The following is an 18030-nucleotide window of genomic DNA, read 5'->3' as shown; positions in this document are numbered from 1 at the left end:
TCGGCCTTGTGCGGCCGCGATGCCCCCGCCGGTCCGCTTTCCTAAAACCTTGAGCATGTACCGGTGACGGCACCGCCCGCACTCAGGACTTTGGTCGTGGGCTGGTAAAGACTGCGATCATTAGTCGCAGGCCCGCCACCACCAATTTTGGCCGTTCACGTATGGGACCGCGTATGCTTATATATGAGCCATGTGGCACCAACAGAAAATAAGGAGCCTAGTCTATGCCAGCTAGCCTAAACGGCGGTCCCGCTTCAGCGGAGCATCGCACAGTGGGCCGCGTCATGACAATTCTTGAGCTCGTAGTTGCGAGTGGTCTGCGGGGGGTTAAGCTCGGAGACCTCGCCAAGGCCCTGGCAGCACCTAAGTCGTCTCTGCATGCTTTGACCAAGGGCCTGGTCGCGACCGGCTACCTCAGGGAAGCCGATGGGGCGTACGTCGTGGGGCCCGCTATCTCGAGCCTCATCACAACGGAATCTGTAGCGGCTCAATTCGCTTACCGTCATATCCTGTCTGATTTGGCAGCCCGCTGGAATGAAACCGCCATGCTTTCTTCCCTGGTAGGAGACTCAGTCGTCTACCTAGACAGCGCTGCGCCCGAAACCCTGATTCGCGCAAATCCCACGCTCAACCGGCGCCTTGTTCTCTGGCCGCGAAGTTCGGGCCGGGTCTTCCTTGCCTTCATGGACGCCAAGCGATTCGAAGGATACCTGCGGCGTCAACATCCGGAACCATCGGATGCGGAGTACGTCAGGTCCGAGGTGGCCCGCACCCGAGAAACTCACATCGGCATCAACGTCGGACAATCCGGAACAGACCACATTGGCGTGGCGGTGCCAATTTTCGTGGGACAGGCCCCGGTGACCATGAGTCTTGCAATGGCAGGTCCGAGATCGCGCATGGAGGACAAGGTTGATGAAATTGCCGCCGACATGCTCGCGGCGGCCGGTTCCATCACTGGTTAGCCATACAGCTGTCGCTCGCGCTCATCCTCTTGGTTTGAGATGCGCTATTTCCGTTCGGACTCCCCTATCCACCTGCCGGTGGCGACCTACGTTCCCAGCGGCCACCGTAGCTTCGCCGCCCGACGAAAAAACGAAGACTCCCGCAGCTTGAACTGGTCCCGAGAAGTTGGACTGGCTAAATAGGATCCTAAGGTGCGAGGGCCTGGGCACGGTATTGGACCGGGCTTAGGCCCTTGAGCTTGGTTGAGATTATTTTGGTGTTATACCAGTGGATGTATTCCTCAATTGCAGCTGCCAGTGCGTCGGTGTTGAGGAATCGGACGCGGTGGAAGAGTTCTTCCTTGAGGTGACCGAAGAAGTTCTCCATGACGGCGTTGTCGTAGCAATTTCCCTTGCGGGACATTGATTGGACCGCGCCGGCTCCAGCGATCAGGGTGCGCCAGGATGCGTGGCGGTATTGGAAGCCTTGGTCCGAGTGCACCAGCGGCTGCTGACCGGGCTGCAGGCAGGTCAGGGCCTCACGAAGGGAATCGTTGGTGAGCGCCAGGTTTGGGGATGAGCCCAGCGAGTAGGAAATGATCTGCCGGTCGAAGAGGTCCATGACCGGTGAGAGGTAGAGCTTCCGGTCGCCGACGCTGAACTCCGTGACATCGGTTACCCACTTCCGGTTCGGTGCATCAGCGTCGAACTCCCGGTTCAGCACGTTGGGCGCTACCGCGCCCTGTTCGCCCTGGTAGGAGTTGTAGCGCTTCCTGCGCCGGACCTTGCAGACCAGCCCGAGTGCCTGCATTAGCTTCAGCACGGCCTTCTTCGCGACGGTCCACCCTTGCTTGACCAGCTCGATGTGGATGCGGCGGTGCCCGTACCGGCCATGGTTCGTTTCGAAGATCTCCGTGACCGCGGCTTTGAGTTTCTCTTTCGCGTCGGGCGCCTGCAGCCGGGCCTGGTGATAGAAGAACGTGGATCTGGCCAGCCCGGCGATGTCCAACAGGACACCAAGCGGATAGTCAGCCTTGAGGGAAACGACGGCTTGAACCTTTACCGTTGTCCCTGTTCCCTCAAGGCCCGCAGTTTTCCCAGGTACGCCACCTCAGCGCGCAGCCGTTCGTTCTCCCGCCGCAACCGCTCAAGCTCGGGCAGCTCCGCGGGTGGCGGGGAACCGGGTTTCCGGGGCCGGCCTTTGGGCTTTGACCGCAACCCGTCCTCGCCGTCCAGACGATACGCCCGGACCCACTTTTGCAGCAGCTCACGGGAGGCCAGACCTGCCTCGACTGCCAGATCCGGGCCGGACTCGCCCGCGAGGAACCGCTCGACCAGGGCCCGCTTGAACTCAAACGAGTACGACCTCACCGCCCTGGCCACCAGCACTCCTTGCCCATGAATCCTCCACCGCCCATACAGTGCCCTGACCGACACCCAGGGCGCATCGAGCGACCGGGCCGCCGCCCGATACCCGACGCCTTTCGCAAACAACGCTACAGCCGCCTCGCGCTGAGCCTCAGCCAATGAACTACGTGCATGCATAAAACTGCTCTATGTATGCGGCAGCCTTCGTGTTCATCGACCGAGGTACTCAGGCGTTCGCTTCTCTAGGAATGCACGCATGCCCTCTTTTTGGTCCTGTGAATCGAACAGAACCTGGAAGGCCTTTCGCTCAAGCAGGAGGGCAGTGTCCAAGGGCACATCCGCCCCGGCACGTACGACTTCTTTGATCGCCGCCACGGCCAAGGGCGGCATCCTGGCGATGAGTGCTGCCATCTCTGCAGCCTGTTCAACAGCCTTTCCTTCCGGCGCGATCTCCGAAACAAGGCCCATCGCGTGCGCTTCCTCTGCGAAAACGTGCTTACCTGTCAGCAACAAGCGCATCGCCTGATAGTGTCCCACCGCGCGCAACAGCCGCTGAGTACCCCCTGCCCCCGGGATCACACCCAGCAGAATCTCGGGCTGCCCGAAAATCGCTCGCTTTGATGCGACGATGATGTCGCAGCACAGCGCCAGCTCACATCCGCCGCCGAGTGCGTATCCTTCAACTGCTGCAATCAGTGGCTTGGGGCATGCCCTCAGCACTGTGAACATCCGATCCGTAACCTTCAGTGTGTGCTCTACCGGGGTCAAGGACTGCATTTCTGCCACATCGGTGCCTGCAACAAAGGCACCGTTCGCCCCGGTGATCACGATGGCACGCACCAACGGGTCGGCGCCTAACGTTTCCACCGCACGGGCAATGAGCTCCTTGACTTCCAGATTGAGAGCGTTGCGACGTTCCGGACGGTTGATTGTCACCTGCGCAACCCCCGGTTGGGCGCGTGTAACGATCACGGTGTCGCTCGTAAGTTCTGCGAGGACTTCGTCAGTCGGAGCATTATCGATCGTCATGAATCATTCCTTTGATATATCTCAAAATCGGAGGCTCGAACCGGTCAGGTGCCCTGCGAACAGATGACGAGGCCGTCGACGGCCACTACGCCCGCTCCGATGGGCAGTACAAGCAGGGGATTAATCTCGGCCTCTGCGATCTGTTGGACCGAGTCATCGGCCAGCTGCGACAGGGAGACCACGGCCTGCGCCAATGCTTCGGTGTCACCGAGCGGAAGCCCTCGGTAGCCTCGCACTACGGCCAGTCCCTTAACCTGCTCGATCATCGAGCGTGCCTCGTCGATACCGACGGGAGCGACGCGTATGGCGATGTCTTTGTAGACCTCCGCGAGAACTCCGCCGACGCCGAGCACTACAACCGGACCGACTTCAGGATCACGACGGAAGCCGAGGATCACTTCGGCCAGGCCCGCCTCCATTCTTTGGACGAGCACACCGTCAACGCTTGCGTCCGGATGCCGCCTGGCAATATTTCCGCGGATATCCTGGATGGCCTGTAACAGCTCCTCGGGGCTCTTAATGCGGAGGACAACCCCGCCAGCGTCCGTTTTATGAGGTATATCGGCTGACAGGACCTTGGCGACGACCGGATATTCTATGTCCATCGCGGAGACAGACTCAGCGTCTGCTTCACCTGAAACGACGACGGCCGGTGCCGTGCGGATGCCCAACGCTCCAAAGACCGCTGCGGACTCAAGCTCGTTCGGACGTCGACCGTTCAGGGCCGCGATGGAATCCGCCACCGCGGCCAGCGACGGCCGATCGACAGCAGGCACAGGCATTGGAAGCTTCCACTGGCTCCAGGCCCGGACTGCATCGGCGCAGGACTCGGGCGTGCGGAAGCCGGCAACGTTGCTTTCGCCCAGTTGCCGGAGGGCTTCCGAGGCGTGCGGGGCGAAGAACGCAGCTAACGGTTTGCCTTGGTTCCCGGCGCGGAGAAGCGGGCCAACCGAGATCTCCGGTTGGAACTGTGCAGAGCTGCCTGCAATGGCAAGAACAAGGTCGCAGTGGTCGGAAGCGACGAGCTCGTCAAGTACTGCCCCGTAGACGTCTGCCCGTGTGCCGGCATGTGTCAGGTCAGTCAAAGGTCCTCGGGGGATGTCGATCCCCTTCCCTGCAAGGGCGGCAACAACGGCTTCGCTCGGAGAGACAACTTCCACATCCATGGTGCCCAGACGGTCCACTACGGTGGCAGCACCCCCGCCCGTTGTCGACATCACGGCAACCCTATGCTGCTTTGATGGGCCCTTGTTGGCCAGGAGAGTAGGAAGCTCAAACATCGTTTCAAGGTTGTCGATGCGCAGGATACCGTGGGCGGTGAAGAACGCATCGGCAACTTCCGCGGAGCCGGCCATCGCCCCCGTGTGGGATGCAGCGAGGCGTCGTCCGACATCTGAACGGCCGAGCTTGTACGCGATGACGGGTTTCCCGGCCTCCACGGCGCGGCGGGCAGCTGAGGCGAGACGGGGAGCGTCCCGGATCGTCTCGAGAAAGAGCAGGATGGTGCCTGTCTCTGGGTCGTCCACGAGCCAGTCGGTGATCTCACCGACGGTGATGTCGCTCTCGTTGCCGATGGATACGACTTTGGAGAATCCGACGCCGCGGCCGAGCCCACGTGAGAGCAGTCCACCAGTCATGCTCCCTGACTGGGAGATGACGGCGAGCGGTCCTGGTTTGATCTCCAATTGCTCGATGGCAGCGTTGACGGAGAGGGCGCTGGACGGTTTGGTGCTAAGCACGCCGCTGCAGTTCGGACCGAGAATGCGGACACCGCCCTCACGGGCACGGGCGACGAGTTCCTCCTGCATTCGGCGGCCCTCGGGCCCGGCCTCTGCGAAACCGTCGGCGTATATGGTGGCGACAGGCACGCGACGTTCGATGCATTGCTCGATGGTCTGTGGTACCGCTGCTGCCGGCACCATAATGAAAGCATGATCGATGGTGTCAGGGACGTCGAGGAGACTTGGATACGCACGGTCGCCGAAGATCTCATCCCGCTTTGGGTTGATCGGCACGATCTTGCCCGTGTAACCGTGCAGCCGAAGCGATCGTTGCGGCCGTGACGTGTGCTTTGTTTCATCGCTGGAAGCCCCGACCAGTGCGATCACTTGGGGCGCGAACAGCGCATCGAAGACTCGACGGTCCTGCTCGTTCACTGATGCCCCCTTGGGCTCCGTGGCATATACGTCGATCATGAGTGCCTCTGGGAGAATCGGCGATCGAACACGGATTCTGCGATGCGGTTCAACAGCATCTCGATGGTTCCGCCGGCAATCATCCACCCTCGTGTTCGGCGCAGGCAATATTCCACAAGCATTTCGTCGCTGTACCCCATGCCGCCTAGGACCTGCAACGATTCATTCGCGACATCGAATCCAGTCCGGTTGCACATGACCTTGGCGATGGCCGTTTCCTCTGCGGAAGGGAAGCCGGTGTCCGCATTCACCGCAGCACGGTAGAGCAGCAACTGGGCAGCGTCGAGCTTGATCTTCATGTCAGCAAATTTCCACTGAAGTCCCTGGAACTCGCAAAGCGCACGGCCGAACTGCTTCCGTACGAGAGCATGCTCCCGTGCCAGCTGGTAGGAGTATCGGCCCAAAGCCAGTGCCCGGGCGCTGTTTCCGATCCGCTCGACGTTGAAGCCGGCGATCTGCTTCTTGAACCCTCCGGCACCCAGAAGAACATTCTCGGCGGGGATGTAGACGTTGTCGAAGAAGATGGGATTCCAGTCTTCGCCGCCCATGAAGCTCGCCGGGGCGCCGAAGCTCATGCCTTCGGCATCCCTTTCGATCAAGACGGACCCGACGCCGTCGGCGCCCGGCCCAAACCTGACATAGACCAGGAACACGGAGGCGTGAAGTCCATGGGTTGTAAAGATCTTTGTCCCGTTGATCCTGTAGCCGTCGCCATCCGGGGTTGCAGTCGTGGTGAGCTCGGTGACAGCCGAACCGGCGTCGGGCTCAGTCATCGCGACGCAGATCAGGCCCGACCCGTCGAGCAATGGCCCCAAGAAACGGGACTTCTGCTCAGCGTTCGCGAAGTTTGCCAGCACCCGGAGCGCTCCGAAATTACCGGCTTGGATGACATCGGCACTACGAGGACACACTGCGGCGATTTGTTCGATGGCAATGACCGCGTCCATGAGGGACCCGCCGCCACCACCGTCCTCCTCTGCCAAGGTGATGCCGATGAGGCCGTTGTCGGCCATTTTCTTTGCGACGTCCCACGGATAGTCGCTGCTGTGAGCACGCTCCAGTGCGCCGGCTGCGAGTTCGCGTTCTGCGAACGCGCGAACCGAATCACGGAAGTCCTTTTGCTCGGTGGTGAGGTCGAAGTCCACGCGTTTTTCTCCTTCGTTCAGTGGCTTAAGATGTTCGGCTGTTGGATCGATTTGGCCGTCATCGTGGTGGCATCCGGATGGCGCCATCGAGTCGAACCGTCTCTCCGTTGATGTATTCGTTCTCAAGCAGTGAGACGGCGAAGTGGGCATAGTCCTCGGGGTTGCCCAGGCGTGAAGGATGCGGGACAGCCGCCGCAAGCCCTTCACGAATATCGCTGCGAAGCCTGGCCAACATCGGGGTATCGAACGTCCCGGGGGCGATCGTGTTGACTCTGATTCCCCGACTGGCCAGGTCACGCGCTGCTACCAGGGTCAGGCCGTGCACGGCAGCTTTAGATGACGTGTAGGAGGCCTGGCCGATCTGGCCATCAAATGCGGCCACCGATGCGGTAAGTACGATCGCCCCCCGGTCACCATTTACGACTTCGTTCTCAGCCATCCTTGCTGCGCTCAGCCGGAGGATGTTGTAGGTCCCGAAGAGGTTGACTCTGACGACATTCTGGAAGCTGTCAAAGTCGCCGGGTTTGCCTTCCTTGTCAACGATCCGGAGCCGGTCGCCACCGCGGCCCGCGCAATGCACAACGCCTCTCAGAGGCCCGGTCTGCTGTGCCCTATCCAGCGCGGCTGCTACCTGGTCCTCTTCGAGGATGTCGGCTGCCACGAACGTGGCCCTCTCCCCCAAGCGCTCAACCGCCTCCGCTCCCGGGGAGCCGGGTAGGTCGAGCAGGACCACGCTTGCGCCCTTGGCCACAAGCCGTGCCGCAGTTGCAAAACCGAGACCTGATGCGCCGCCGGTGACCAGCGTCGATGTTCCCTCGAGTTCCAAGAGAGGATCCTTCCAATGTTCATGCGGGTAGGGGCGGGAGCCCCTGTCGGATAGGGATGCGGGCTGGCTATCGCTCAGCCCACGAGCTCAACCAGCGTCGCGTTCGCAGTGCCGCCGGCCTCGCAAATGGTTTGGAGTCCGTAACGGATGCCGTTGTCACGCATGTGGTGGACGAGACGGGTCATCAGGATGGCCCCGGACGCGCCCAGCGGGTGCCCAACGGCGATCGCGCCGCCAAGCGGATTGAGTTTCGCCGGGTCTGCTCCGGTTTCCTTCAACCAAGCCAGCGGCACGGCCGCGAATGCTTCGTTGACCTCGTACGCGCCGATTTCATCCAGGCGGACCCCGCTGCGGGCCAGGAGCTTCGCGGTCGCGGGTATGGGGGCCGAGAGCACGAGAGTGGGGTCATCGCCGACAACGACCCCGCTGTGCAGCCGCACGATTGGGGTGAGCCCCAGTTCGGCGGCACGTTCCGGTGTCGTAATGATGACGCCTGCCGCTCCATCGGAAATCTGTGATGCGTTGCCCGCCGTCACCACCCCGTCTTCACGGAAGGCCGGATTGAGTCCCGCCAACGCTTCAAGGGAGGAATTGCGCCGGATTCCTTCGTCGTGTAGCAGGTCCGGTGCGGCTGGCACCGGGACGAGCTGTCGCTCAAAAGCACCCGAGTCGGTGGCGGTGGCGGCTTTCACGTGGGACGCCAGCGAATATTCGTCGAGTTGTGTCCGGCGTAGCTTCCAGCGGTCAGCCATCATTTCCGCGCCGGCCCCCTGCTCGAAGCCCGCGTGGTGGTAGCGGGCGTTCATAGCCGGCCCGTAGGGTTCGCCCACTGCACGGGTGGCTCCCAGGGGTACCCGTGTCATCGTCTCGACTCCACCGGCGATTGCCAGGTCGTATCGGCCTGACATGACACCCATTGCTGCGAATTCGATGGCCTGATGGCTGGAGCCGCAGGCGCGGTTGATCGTGACACCCGGAATGGACTCGGGCCATCCGGCTGCCAGAACGGCGAACCGACCAACATTTCCCGACTGATCGCCCAGCTGCGTCACACAGCCCCACACAACATCATCGACTGTCTCGGGGTCCAGGCCAGTTCGTGCAAGCAGGCTGTTGAGAACGTGTGCTGACAGGTCCACAGGGTGCACATGCGCCAACAACCCTTTTCGCCGTCCGATCGGCGTGCGAACTGCCTCAACAATTACGGCTTCGCGCATTTCGTCCTCCTAATACGGATCAGGTCAGAGCCCGCCCATGCAGATGTACTTAACTTCCAGGTAGTCTTCGAGTCCGTAGTGGGACCCTTCCCGCCCGAACCCGGATTCCTTGATGCCTCCGAAGGGAACTGCCTCGTTGGCCATCAGTCCGACGTTTATGCCGACCATGCCCGTTTCTATGCCTTCGCTCATGCGCCAGATCCGTCCGATGTCTCGGGTGTAAACGTAGGCTGCAAGGCCCAGCTCCGTGTCATTGGCTGCGGTGAGGACTTCCTTCTCGTCCGTGAAGCGGAAGATCGAGGCCAGCGGCCCGAAGGTCTCCTCACGGGACACGTTGGCATCATGGGTGACATCCACCATGACCGTGGGTTCAAAGAACGAGCGGCCAAGGGGGTGCCGCTTTCCGCCCGCGATGACACGTGCACCCTTTGCGACGGCGTCAGCGATGTGCGACTCGACCTTTTCAACGGCATCCTGGCCGATCAGGGGTCCCATCGTGACCTCCGGGTCAGTTCCGTCCCCGACGACCAGGGAGTTGACGCGACCTGCCAATCGCGTCGAGAACTCTTCATAGACTGCGTCATGAACATAGAAACGGTTCGTTCCCACGCACGCTTGTCCTGAGTTACGGAACTTGGAAGCCAGTGCGCCCTCGACCGCCTGATCGAGATCTGCGTCCTCGAAGACAATGAACGGCGCATTACCCCCAAGCTCGAGGGCGAGCTTTTTGATCGTGCCCGAACTCTGACCCATAAGGATGCGGCCAACCCCGGTGGACCCTGTAAACGACAGCTTCCGCACGACGGGATTGGTTGTCAGTTCAAGCCCCATGTCTTTTGAGTGACCGGTGATGATGTTCAGAACACCACCGGGGATTCCTGCACGACGTGCGAGCTCGGCGAGAGCCAGGGCAGAATAGGGCGTCTCGGTGGCCGGGCGCACGATCATCGTGCATCCGGCAGCAAGTGCCGCAGCTGCCTTGCGGGTCACGATCGTGTTAGGAAAGTTCCAGGGGGTGATGGCAGCGCACACCCCAACTGGCTGCTTGATCACCACAACACGGCGGTCCTGTGCCGGCGCCGGAATCGTCTCGCCGTAAGCCCGGCGTGCCTCTTCAGCGAACCATTCGATGAACTGCGCCCCATTGACAACCTCAGACAGTGCCTCCTTGTAGGGTTTGCCCTGTTCCGCTGTCAGGATCCGCGCCAGATCCTCCTGATTCTCAATCACCAGGTCGAACCAACGACGCAAGAGACGCCCCCGGTCCTTTGCCAGCAAGCCACGCCAAGCGGGTAGAGCCTGGTCAGCGGCTTCGACCGCACGACGCGTTTCCTCAGCCCTGAAGAACGGAACCGAACCAATTTCCTCTCCCGTGGCGGGATTCAGGACGAGGACACTTTCGCCCGAGTCGGACGTGACCCACTCGCCTCCCACCAAGCAATGCTGACGGAGTAGATCTGGGTCATTGAGGCGCAGTTCAGCCACGATTTACGCTCCTGTAGTAGTGGTATCTACGGGGCCTGGCTTCCAGGTCTCGTTGAAGTCCGCAGGGTACGGATACCAGATCGCCCGCCACTGGGGTGTCGAAAGTTCGGTGTCAACGCTGATGAGCGTCGGACGGCCAGAAGCAAGGGCCTTTTCCAGAGCGGGTTTGTAGTCCTCCGCCTTGTCCACCCTCATCGCCTCAGCGCCCATGGCTTGAGCCATGGCAACGTAGTCAGGTCCCCAGAGTTCTTCTTCACCAACTTTGCGGTAGTCACACATAGACTCCCGCCCGTAGACCTTGAGCATCGTTTCACGCTCGATCTGGAACGACCGGTTGTCCATGACGACCCAGACAATGGGGAGGTTGAGTTCAACTGCTGTAGGAACCACGGTGGCACGCATCAGGAACGCACCGTCGCCCAGAAGCGCGATTGCCGGCCCGTTGTTGCTTGCGATGCTGGCGCCCAAAACGGAAGCAGCGCTCCAGCCCATACGGTGCATAAATCCGGAGTGGACGACGTTGCGGGAAGACGCCGGCATGAACGACGGACCGAAGCTGAGCAGATTGCCGGTATCGAAATGAATCGAGGCATCAGGGCAATTTTCGGCAACTACCGAAGCTGTGTCCCAGGTGACCCTGGCGTAGTGCAGCGGTGAGATGTTCGAGGTGCGCATATGCTCGGTTTCGGCCAGCCACTCGGTGCGCTTGGAATCCAGCAGAGAGGTCCACTTTGTCTGTTCAGTGACCCCTGCTACACGGGCAGCCGCCGTCAACGCCTCCAGTGCGAGCCGCGCATCAGACGTCATTGCGACTGCCGTCGGGTAAGCACGGCCCAACTCGCTGGTGTCGATGTCAACGTGGATGAGCTTGGTGTTCGTCGGAATATCGAACAGGGTCCAGCCGCCGGTGTCGATGTCAGTGAAGTGCGTCCCGATGCCCAGGACGACGTCACTGTGGCGAGCACCATAGTTGCCCTGGCCGGTACCGGCGCGGCCGATACAGCCGAGGGAGAGCCGGTGGTCTTCAGGAAATGCCGCCTTGCCGGTTGGCGTCATGGCAACTGGTATGCCCGTGGTCTCAGCGAACTCGAACAGCGCGTCGTACGCTCCGGAGTTCGCGATGCCGCTTCCGACGACAATTGACGGCCGTTCTGCAGACTTCAGCAACTCGATCGCCTTGGCCACGCCTGCGGGGTCGGCCGAGGGACGGTGGCAGACCATGTACGGCCGCGGATCGGGAAGGTCATCGTCGATGAGAGTGTTCTGGATGTCGAAAGGGATGGCCATAACCACTGGTCCCGGACGCCCGGAATGAGCCGTCTGGTATGCCTTCAGGAACATGTCGATGACGGTGTCAGGGCGGGTAGCCATCAGCGACTTCTTGCTGATCGGCCTCATCACACCAGCCCAGTCCTCGGGGCTGTCACGATAGAACTCCTCGATGCCGCCGCGGTCGAACCAGTGGGTGGCACCCACACCGGCAAGGATCAGCATGCCGATCGACTCGTAGTACGCGGTGGCGATCGGAGGTACCGTATTCATGTTGCCGGGCCCAACACTTGTGGTCACGATGGGCAGCGGGGGCTTGCGCTTACGGCGCCAATATCCGTCCGCGAGCTCGACAGCGTGGTCCTCGCTCCGGACGGCGACGCTCCGGATATCAGTCTCATGTACCAACGCATCAAGCAACGCCCAGTTGCCGTGACCATTGAGACCAAAGACCACTTCCGTACCCATCTGCTCCAGCAAACGGGCGATGGCCTGTGCGACTGTAATTTGTCCCATGATTTTCCTCAATCAGATTCTGAATGGACCCTGGATGGATCCGTTAGCGGACATTGCTGGCGAAGTTGCTCTCGAAGAGCCCTACGCGGGTGGGAAGCTCTTTCACGGATGACAGCGAATCAATTCGCTGCAGGGTGTCAAATAGCTCGCGGGCATCAGTATCGGAGTGGGTCTTAGCGGTGCACTCACGGAATTTGTCCCAAAGCTGCTGGCTGGTCAACGGTTCGTCGGCGTGGCCCGGGACGCTGAGGATGGGTCCGCTTTCGATCACTTCGCCGCTCTTCAGTGTGAGCTTTACGGACTCGTACGAAGAGAAGACGGGGTCCCTCTCGTCCACGTCGTCGATAGGGATGAGTTTCACCTTCGGGTAGAAGGCCTGGAAGTCGGGCCTCAGAACTACTTCATCGGAGAGTTCTGGTACGCCCATCTTTCCGAGGATCACCGCGGCGGCGATCCCGTGCTGACCGCTGAACTCTGCTTCCCAGCGATTCTTTGGCTGGCTATAGACCAGTACCCTTACCTGGCTGCGACCCATGCGGACATCAACTGATTCGACGTCCTCCGGGTTGACGTGGCGCCCGGCGAGCATCTTGACGGTGCCGTTGAAAGATCGGTGGAGGAAGTAGCAGGTGGGGTGCAGTTTGGTCTGCAACTTGTGCTTCGGCAGGTACCACTCTTTACCGAGCTTTGACTCCGAGGTCAGGTCGGGGGTGCGGTCAGTGGAGAAAGCCATGAGGAAGCCTTGCTGGTTCTCTATCGCATCGTGCCCTGCTGTCATCCCTGCGGCCGCGAGTCGGGCTGCTTCCAATCCAAAACGGGCTGCCATGCCGGCGTGGTAGCCCTTCATCATCGACCCGAAGTTTGAAAAGAGCCCCCCGGCGTAGCTTCCGCCAATGGCAACCGCGGCAGCGGCGCGTTCGGCGGGCAGCCGATGAAGTACCGCTCCGGCAGCAGCTACTGCCAGACTGCCGAATACGGAAGTTGGGTGCCAGCCCTTGGCATGGTAATTACGATCGCGCCGCCAGAGCTCGCACCAGACCTCATAGCCAGCGACGTAGGCGGTCACCATGTCCTTACCGGTAGAGCCCAGAACCTCGGCCTCGGCCAGGATTGCCGGGACGAGGACTGCGCTGGGGTGGCCAGACATGGACTGATCGTCGTAGTCCAGTGAATGCGCGATGGCCCCAGCCAACAAGGCGGCCCCAGGCGCGGATACGAGCCGGTCCGAAAGACAGGCGCGGGCTTCAGGGGTGTCGGACGGCTCCACGAGCGTCTGCCTGACGATTTCCGTGACCGGCTGGTCAAGACCAACCATCACAACCGCCACCGTGTCGGTGAAAGCGTCACGAACCATAGGCAGAACCTCAGGTGGCAAGTCCTCATACTTCACATTCGCCAAGAATTGGCCGATGTCAGCCGTAAGTGAGCTCACGGGTCTCCTTTGATCTCGTTTTTGCACGAAGGCCTCTATCTAGTAACTGCGCGACAGGTGCTGCATCAGACGCGTATGTTGAGGAGGACTTGTTCCGCATCACGTACGTGTATTCGTGATTACAGACGATACCATACTCAGAACCTCGCACCCCGTCAAGGTATAACTGCACGTTCCGCGGCCCGCTGGGACACATGGGCATGGCTGAGAGCCTCAGATCAGGGCCGGTTGATCATCGCCACGGCAACCACGGACCCACAGGTAAACGACGCCGCTCGCAAGCACCGTTATTACGCCGGTGCCGACGAGGGCAGTGGCAGTGGAGGCATGGTCTGAAGCGAAGCCGAGGACGATCCCTGCAAGCGGACGAACCCCGGTGAATGCCATCACCCACAGCGCCATGACCCGTCCCAGGAATGGTGCGGGAGAACGCTGCTGAGCCACGATACTGAAGCCCGTCACGCCCATCACCATGCTTGCGCCGCCTACGACGAGCAGGGCGGTTGCGAATGGCAAAGACGGCGCCAAGCCGACCGATGCCATCGATCCGCCGAGAAGGATCATCGAGCAGCAACCAATGTTCTCAGGCCGAAAAAATCGAGTTGAGACCCTGAAGCCCACCACGCCAACGAGACCACCGACGCCGAAGGCGGCGGTAACCCACCCCGCTCCGGATGCACCGATGCCAAGCATGTTGCCCATCGACGGAGCGAGCGTTACGGCCGCTTCGGACCCAGCGCCCAAGGCCGCTACGGCGGCAAGTACACCCAAAAGAGGCTTGTCTGTCCGCAGGTACGCAAGTACGTCTCGAAGGCCATTCAAGGGCATCATCTCGTGCCCCGGAGTTCCAAGCCGTCGGATTGCCATGAAGATGCATGACGCCGCAAGGCAGGACGCACCCACGATCGCCAGGGTCGGGATTGTTCCGAGGGCGAATGCCAGGAGAGTAGCGCCGATGGGTCCAAGGGTTCGGGCCAAGGCGGTCGGGAGGAAATTTAGCGACATGGCCGCGCTCCGTTCGCTCGGGGACGACAGGCGTGGAGGCACCGCCTGGATGGCAGCGGAGGCAAGCGCAATGCCAATGCCACAGACGGTGGATGCAATCAAGAGCGGCACTTGGACGGGAATGGCACCCGCCGTGTCTGGCGTAGCCAGCCACAGGGCGAGTCCGATACATCCGAGGCCTGTGCAGATGCCGCCGCTGACGACTGGGATTTGCGGTCCCCGCTTGTCGGCCATGTCTCCGCTGACCAGTGCCAGGGCCAGCTGTGGCAGCAACTGTGCCGCAGTGACCGCGCCGACAGATGCCGCCGACCCGGTTTGCTGGAAAGTCAGGACGACGAGCAACATCGTCTGGGCCCAGAATGCCGTGACGAGGATCACTTTCCCGACAAGTGCCGAGCCAAATTCGGGATCGAGTATGAGTTGGAGGCTATTCCTGGGCACGCCGGGCTGGGCTTTCACGTGCGGCCTGGATATATGTCACTCATGGGTGATTCCCCCGGATTATGGTCATTGTGCAGGCGGCTTCGTGATTCTGACTGCCGAAATTGGGGCGGCTTCACCTGAGACCCTGCTTCCTTCGGCAGGTCCCAGTCACACGGCTTTTGTGCTGCCAAACTTGGGCGGGCGCAATACTCTTGGCGGCTATTCTGAGGCGTTGGTCGATTCCGCGACGACTGCCTGGACACCGCTGAACGCTGGCGAGTCCAATAACACTCGGAGCGATGGGGAGCCGGGACGCGAATCCTCGACGGAAAGCGTAATGCGAATGGTTGTACCGTAATCCGAATGCTTCGGAGAGGTCAAGGCTGGGGCGTTTCGGGGTGGAGTAGGCCGGGGTTACGACTCGATTTAAATGATGCGGCCTCAGCCTCGTTGAAAAATAGACCGTATCCTTGCATAATAATGTATGTACATTCCTAAATAAGAACAGTTGCTCGAGGACTTCAGCGGGCGGCACGGCACGGGTATATCCCAGGGATAACAACTAGGGCATGGACGTCGTCATCGACCGTCATAGGATCCGTGCGACAACGAAGTCGGAAGACGGGAGCAACAGAATGAAAGTCGGATATATCGGGCTAGGGAACATGGGGCGCGGCATGGCGCTCAACCTGGTCAAGGCCGGTCATGACGTAACAGTCTTCGACCTTTCGAGCGAAGCCATGGACGCCTTGGTTTCTGCGGGCGCAAAGGCGGCATCGAGCCTCAGGGACCTGACCAAGTCGGTGGATGTGGTGTTTACGTCACTTCCAGGCCCGCCCCAAGTGGAAGCCGTGGTCCTGGGCCCGGATGGCATCCTAGACAACATTGCTCCGGGCAAAGTGTTGTTCGAACTGTCCACCAGTTCCCGGGAATTGGCGCTGCGCATTCATCAAGCCTTCGCAGAGAAGGGAGCGACGATGCTCGACGCCCCCGTAAGCGGCGGCCCAGTCGGCGCCTCGTCCGGCGACATGGCCTTCTGGGTCGGCGGCGACCGTGAGACGTTCGAACGCTACCTTCCACTGCTAAAGGCAATGGGTGACAAGCCCCGACACGTTGGCCCGATCGGGTCAGGCACCATCGTCAAGCTCGTCAATAACCTAACGGGTCAAATGTTTCTCACCGTTATGGCCGAAACGTTCTCTGTCGCAGTGAAGGCAGGCGTCGATCCGCTTGAACTCTGGGACGCACTCCGGCTGGGCGTCATCGGCAAAGGTTCAGCGCTGAACATGCTGACCCAGCAATTCCTTCCGGGCCATTTTGACCCCCCCGCGTTTGCCCTCAATCTCGCTTACAAGGACGTCAACCTCGCGACCCAGCTCGGCCGAGATCTCGGCGTCCCAATGCGGCTGGCAAATCTGACCCTTGCCGAGATGACCGAGGCACTCGGAAGAGGACTCGGCGACAAGGACTGCCGAATCTACATGCAGCTCCAACTGGAAAGGGCCGGAGTCACTATCGCAGTCGACCCAGAGGAACTGGCCGCACGACAGGCCAACCCACCAGGACAAGCCGGCTAGATGGCCCGGCCGTGACCGAACCCAACGTCACCCACACACGCAGGCTTCAGAATGTGTGCTGGCGGATCGAAAGGAATTCCCCCAATGGCTCTGAGCGCTTTGACGAAGCTTAACTATCCGATAGAAATCGCAGGGCAAGGCAGCCTGCGGTTTGCGGGACACTTCTTTCCTGCCCAGGCTGACAAGCGCGGCGTGCTTCAAGTCCTCGTACACGGCAACTCTTACGACCATCGATACTGGAACGCGGAGACGGTCAACGGCCAGGACTACTCATACGCCGCGTATATGACAGGGCAAGGATTCGATGTTCTCGCGATCGACCTTCCAGGTGTCGGCGAGAGCGACAGGCCGGAAGGGCACAGCGTCTCACTGCAAGCAGTTGGCTCTGCAATCAGTGACTTGGTTGCATCGCTGAAGAAACCCGACACGATTCCCGGTCACAAGTTCGATCACGTCGCATTGGTCGGGCACTCAATGGGTGCATCTATATCGGTATACGCGGAGGCTCGTTGGCCTTCGGCCGATTCCCTGATAGTCACGGCTACAGGTTTCTTTCCAGACCGTCCTAGATCGGCTTGGGCGCCTGGGGTACGGGAGGCCCTCCTGGGCGACCCATATGCGCTGGTCCCCCAGCCTGGCCGCCTGAAGTTTTACCACGCGCCCCAGGCCGATCCGGACGTCATCTCCTACGACAACACCGTACTGCGAACTCCGATCCCGAGCGGGCTCTGGTCCGATTGCATCGCTTTACAGGACGATCCAAAGGCGGGCTTCGCCGACGTCACCTGCCCCATCTTCATTCAACTGGGAGAACACGATCCGATCCTGCCCGCCAGGTACGCCGAAGAAGAACGAGCGATTTACTCGTCCGCTTCTGACACCACTGTGGACGCGATCCCCGACATCGGCCATTCCTTCAACCTGCATCTAAACCGGCAGCGGAGCTGGACCGGAATCAAAGACTTCCTGCTCGGGCAAACAGGACGTCTCTAAGGTCCGAGCCCGCACTGGCTAGAGCGCGTCTCCCAATTGGTGTCGTTGGATCGCGGGCCCGGGGGCGACTTGCCCAGTAGTGACAGCGAGATGTTGCTATCTGCTGGAAACTTACGGGGCCGAACCTTGAACCCGGCGTGAAAAGGCGCAGGGGTTACACCGTCCTACTTTTCCGACCCAGCGAGGTAGCAAGTCATGAGCATGCAGGATGTGAAACGCATCGAAATTAAGGTCCGCGACAGGGCCTCCATGGACCGCTGCATCACTGCAGCGGTCGACCGGATGATCGAGAGGGCCAGACGGCAAGGGACGCACGGCATTCTGGTGACCCGGCACGGAGACGGGCACTTCGTCGTCGGCCTCAGCAATGCAGTCCCCTTTGGCTATACGGAACAACTGGATTTCCGTCGCCAAACCGCCGGACGGTCTGCGTCCACTGGCCCGGGCTTCCAGCCGTCCGGGCCAGAAAATATCCAGTGAGACCCGCCCCAGTCAAACGCCTTCTCCCCGCCGAGTCAGGCTGCCCCGCGTAGCCTGACTCGGCGGGAAGGTGTCATGACCGAACCCAACGTCACCCACACACGCAGGCTTCAGAATGTGTGCTGG

General features: G+C 60.9%; 15 protein-coding genes. 4 read left to right on the top strand and 11 right to left on the bottom strand.

Annotated elements, in window-relative coordinates; translation table 11 throughout:
• The first annotated feature begins 284 nt into the window (after positions 1–284).
• The gene (locus SMD14_RS00420; RefSeq protein WP_321214908.1) at positions 285–965 is read left to right on the top strand and encodes an IclR family transcriptional regulator C-terminal domain-containing protein; all 681 of its coding nucleotides are present in this window, start codon (positions 285–287) and stop codon (positions 963–965) included.
• Between the two features lie 187 nt (positions 966–1152).
• Here SMD14_RS00420 and SMD14_RS00415 read toward each other — a convergent pair whose 3' ends face one another.
• The 11 genes from SMD14_RS00415 to SMD14_RS00370 form a co-directional block, all read right to left on the bottom strand.
• On the bottom strand, positions 1153–1953 hold the full coding sequence (locus tag SMD14_RS00415; protein WP_409339697.1) for an IS3 family transposase: 801 nt from the start codon (positions 1951–1953) through the stop codon (positions 1153–1155).
• A gap of 50 nt (positions 1954–2003) precedes the next feature.
• Complete coding sequence (locus SMD14_RS20250) at positions 2004–2327, bottom strand: helix-turn-helix domain-containing protein (protein WP_409339696.1); 324 nt, start codon at positions 2325–2327, stop codon at positions 2004–2006.
• Positions 2328–2522: 195 nt separating this feature from the next.
• Positions 2523–3341: an enoyl-CoA hydratase-related protein gene (locus SMD14_RS00410; RefSeq protein WP_321214907.1), complete on the bottom strand. Its 819-nt coding sequence runs from the start codon at positions 3339–3341 to the stop codon at positions 2523–2525.
• Positions 3342–3385: 44 nt separating this feature from the next.
• On the bottom strand, positions 3386–5536 hold the full coding sequence (locus SMD14_RS00405) for an acetate--CoA ligase family protein (protein WP_321214906.1): 2151 nt from the start codon (positions 5534–5536) through the stop codon (positions 3386–3388).
• Positions 5533–6681 (bottom strand): acyl-CoA dehydrogenase, encoded by a 1149-nt coding sequence (locus SMD14_RS00400; RefSeq protein WP_321214905.1) that lies wholly within the window; start codon positions 6679–6681, stop codon positions 5533–5535. Before SMD14_RS00400 ends, SMD14_RS00405 begins: the two co-directional genes overlap by 4 nt.
• A 58-nt stretch (positions 6682–6739) precedes the next feature.
• Entirely contained in the window at positions 6740–7507 is a 768-nt protein-coding gene (locus SMD14_RS00395) for an SDR family NAD(P)-dependent oxidoreductase (RefSeq protein ID WP_321214904.1), read from the bottom strand.
• A 74-nt stretch (positions 7508–7581) separates the two neighbouring features.
• Entirely contained in the window at positions 7582–8724 is a 1143-nt protein-coding gene (locus tag SMD14_RS00390) for a thiolase family protein (protein WP_321214903.1), read from the bottom strand.
• A 24-nt stretch (positions 8725–8748) separates the two neighbouring features.
• Positions 8749–10209: an NAD-dependent succinate-semialdehyde dehydrogenase gene (locus tag SMD14_RS00385; RefSeq protein ID WP_321214902.1), complete on the bottom strand. Its 1461-nt coding sequence runs from the start codon at positions 10207–10209 to the stop codon at positions 8749–8751.
• A 3-nt stretch (positions 10210–10212) separates the two neighbouring features.
• Entirely contained in the window at positions 10213–11994 is a 1782-nt protein-coding gene (locus SMD14_RS00380) for a thiamine pyrophosphate-binding protein (RefSeq protein WP_321214901.1), read from the bottom strand.
• Positions 11995–12037: 43 nt separating this feature from the next.
• Positions 12038–13426, bottom strand: a complete 1389-nt coding sequence (locus SMD14_RS00375; RefSeq protein WP_321214900.1) for an MmgE/PrpD family protein — start codon at positions 13424–13426, stop codon at positions 12038–12040.
• 213 nt (positions 13427–13639) lie between these two features.
• Positions 13640–14890, bottom strand: coding sequence for an MFS transporter (locus SMD14_RS00370; RefSeq protein WP_321214899.1), 1251 nt, complete (start codon positions 14888–14890; stop codon positions 13640–13642).
• Between the two features lie 533 nt (positions 14891–15423).
• Here SMD14_RS00370 and SMD14_RS00365 point away from each other — a divergent pair.
• From SMD14_RS00365 to SMD14_RS00355, 3 genes are all read left to right on the top strand, one after another.
• On the top strand, positions 15424–16431 hold the full coding sequence (locus SMD14_RS00365) for an NAD(P)-dependent oxidoreductase (RefSeq protein ID WP_321214898.1): 1008 nt from the start codon (positions 15424–15426) through the stop codon (positions 16429–16431).
• Between the two features lie 84 nt (positions 16432–16515).
• Entirely contained in the window at positions 16516–17424 is a 909-nt protein-coding gene (locus SMD14_RS00360; protein WP_321214897.1) for an alpha/beta fold hydrolase, read from the top strand.
• A 195-nt stretch (positions 17425–17619) separates the two neighbouring features.
• Positions 17620–17904 (top strand): hypothetical protein, encoded by a 285-nt coding sequence (locus SMD14_RS00355; protein WP_321214896.1) that lies wholly within the window; start codon positions 17620–17622, stop codon positions 17902–17904.
• Positions 17905–18030: the final 126 nt, after the last annotated feature.

The sequence above is a fragment of the Pseudarthrobacter oxydans genome (assembly GCF_034258515.1).
Classification (GTDB): domain Bacteria; phylum Actinomycetota; class Actinomycetes; order Actinomycetales; family Micrococcaceae; genus Arthrobacter.
The sequence above is the reverse complement of the archived record's forward strand: the minus strand, read 5'-3'. Positions and strand labels throughout refer to the sequence as shown.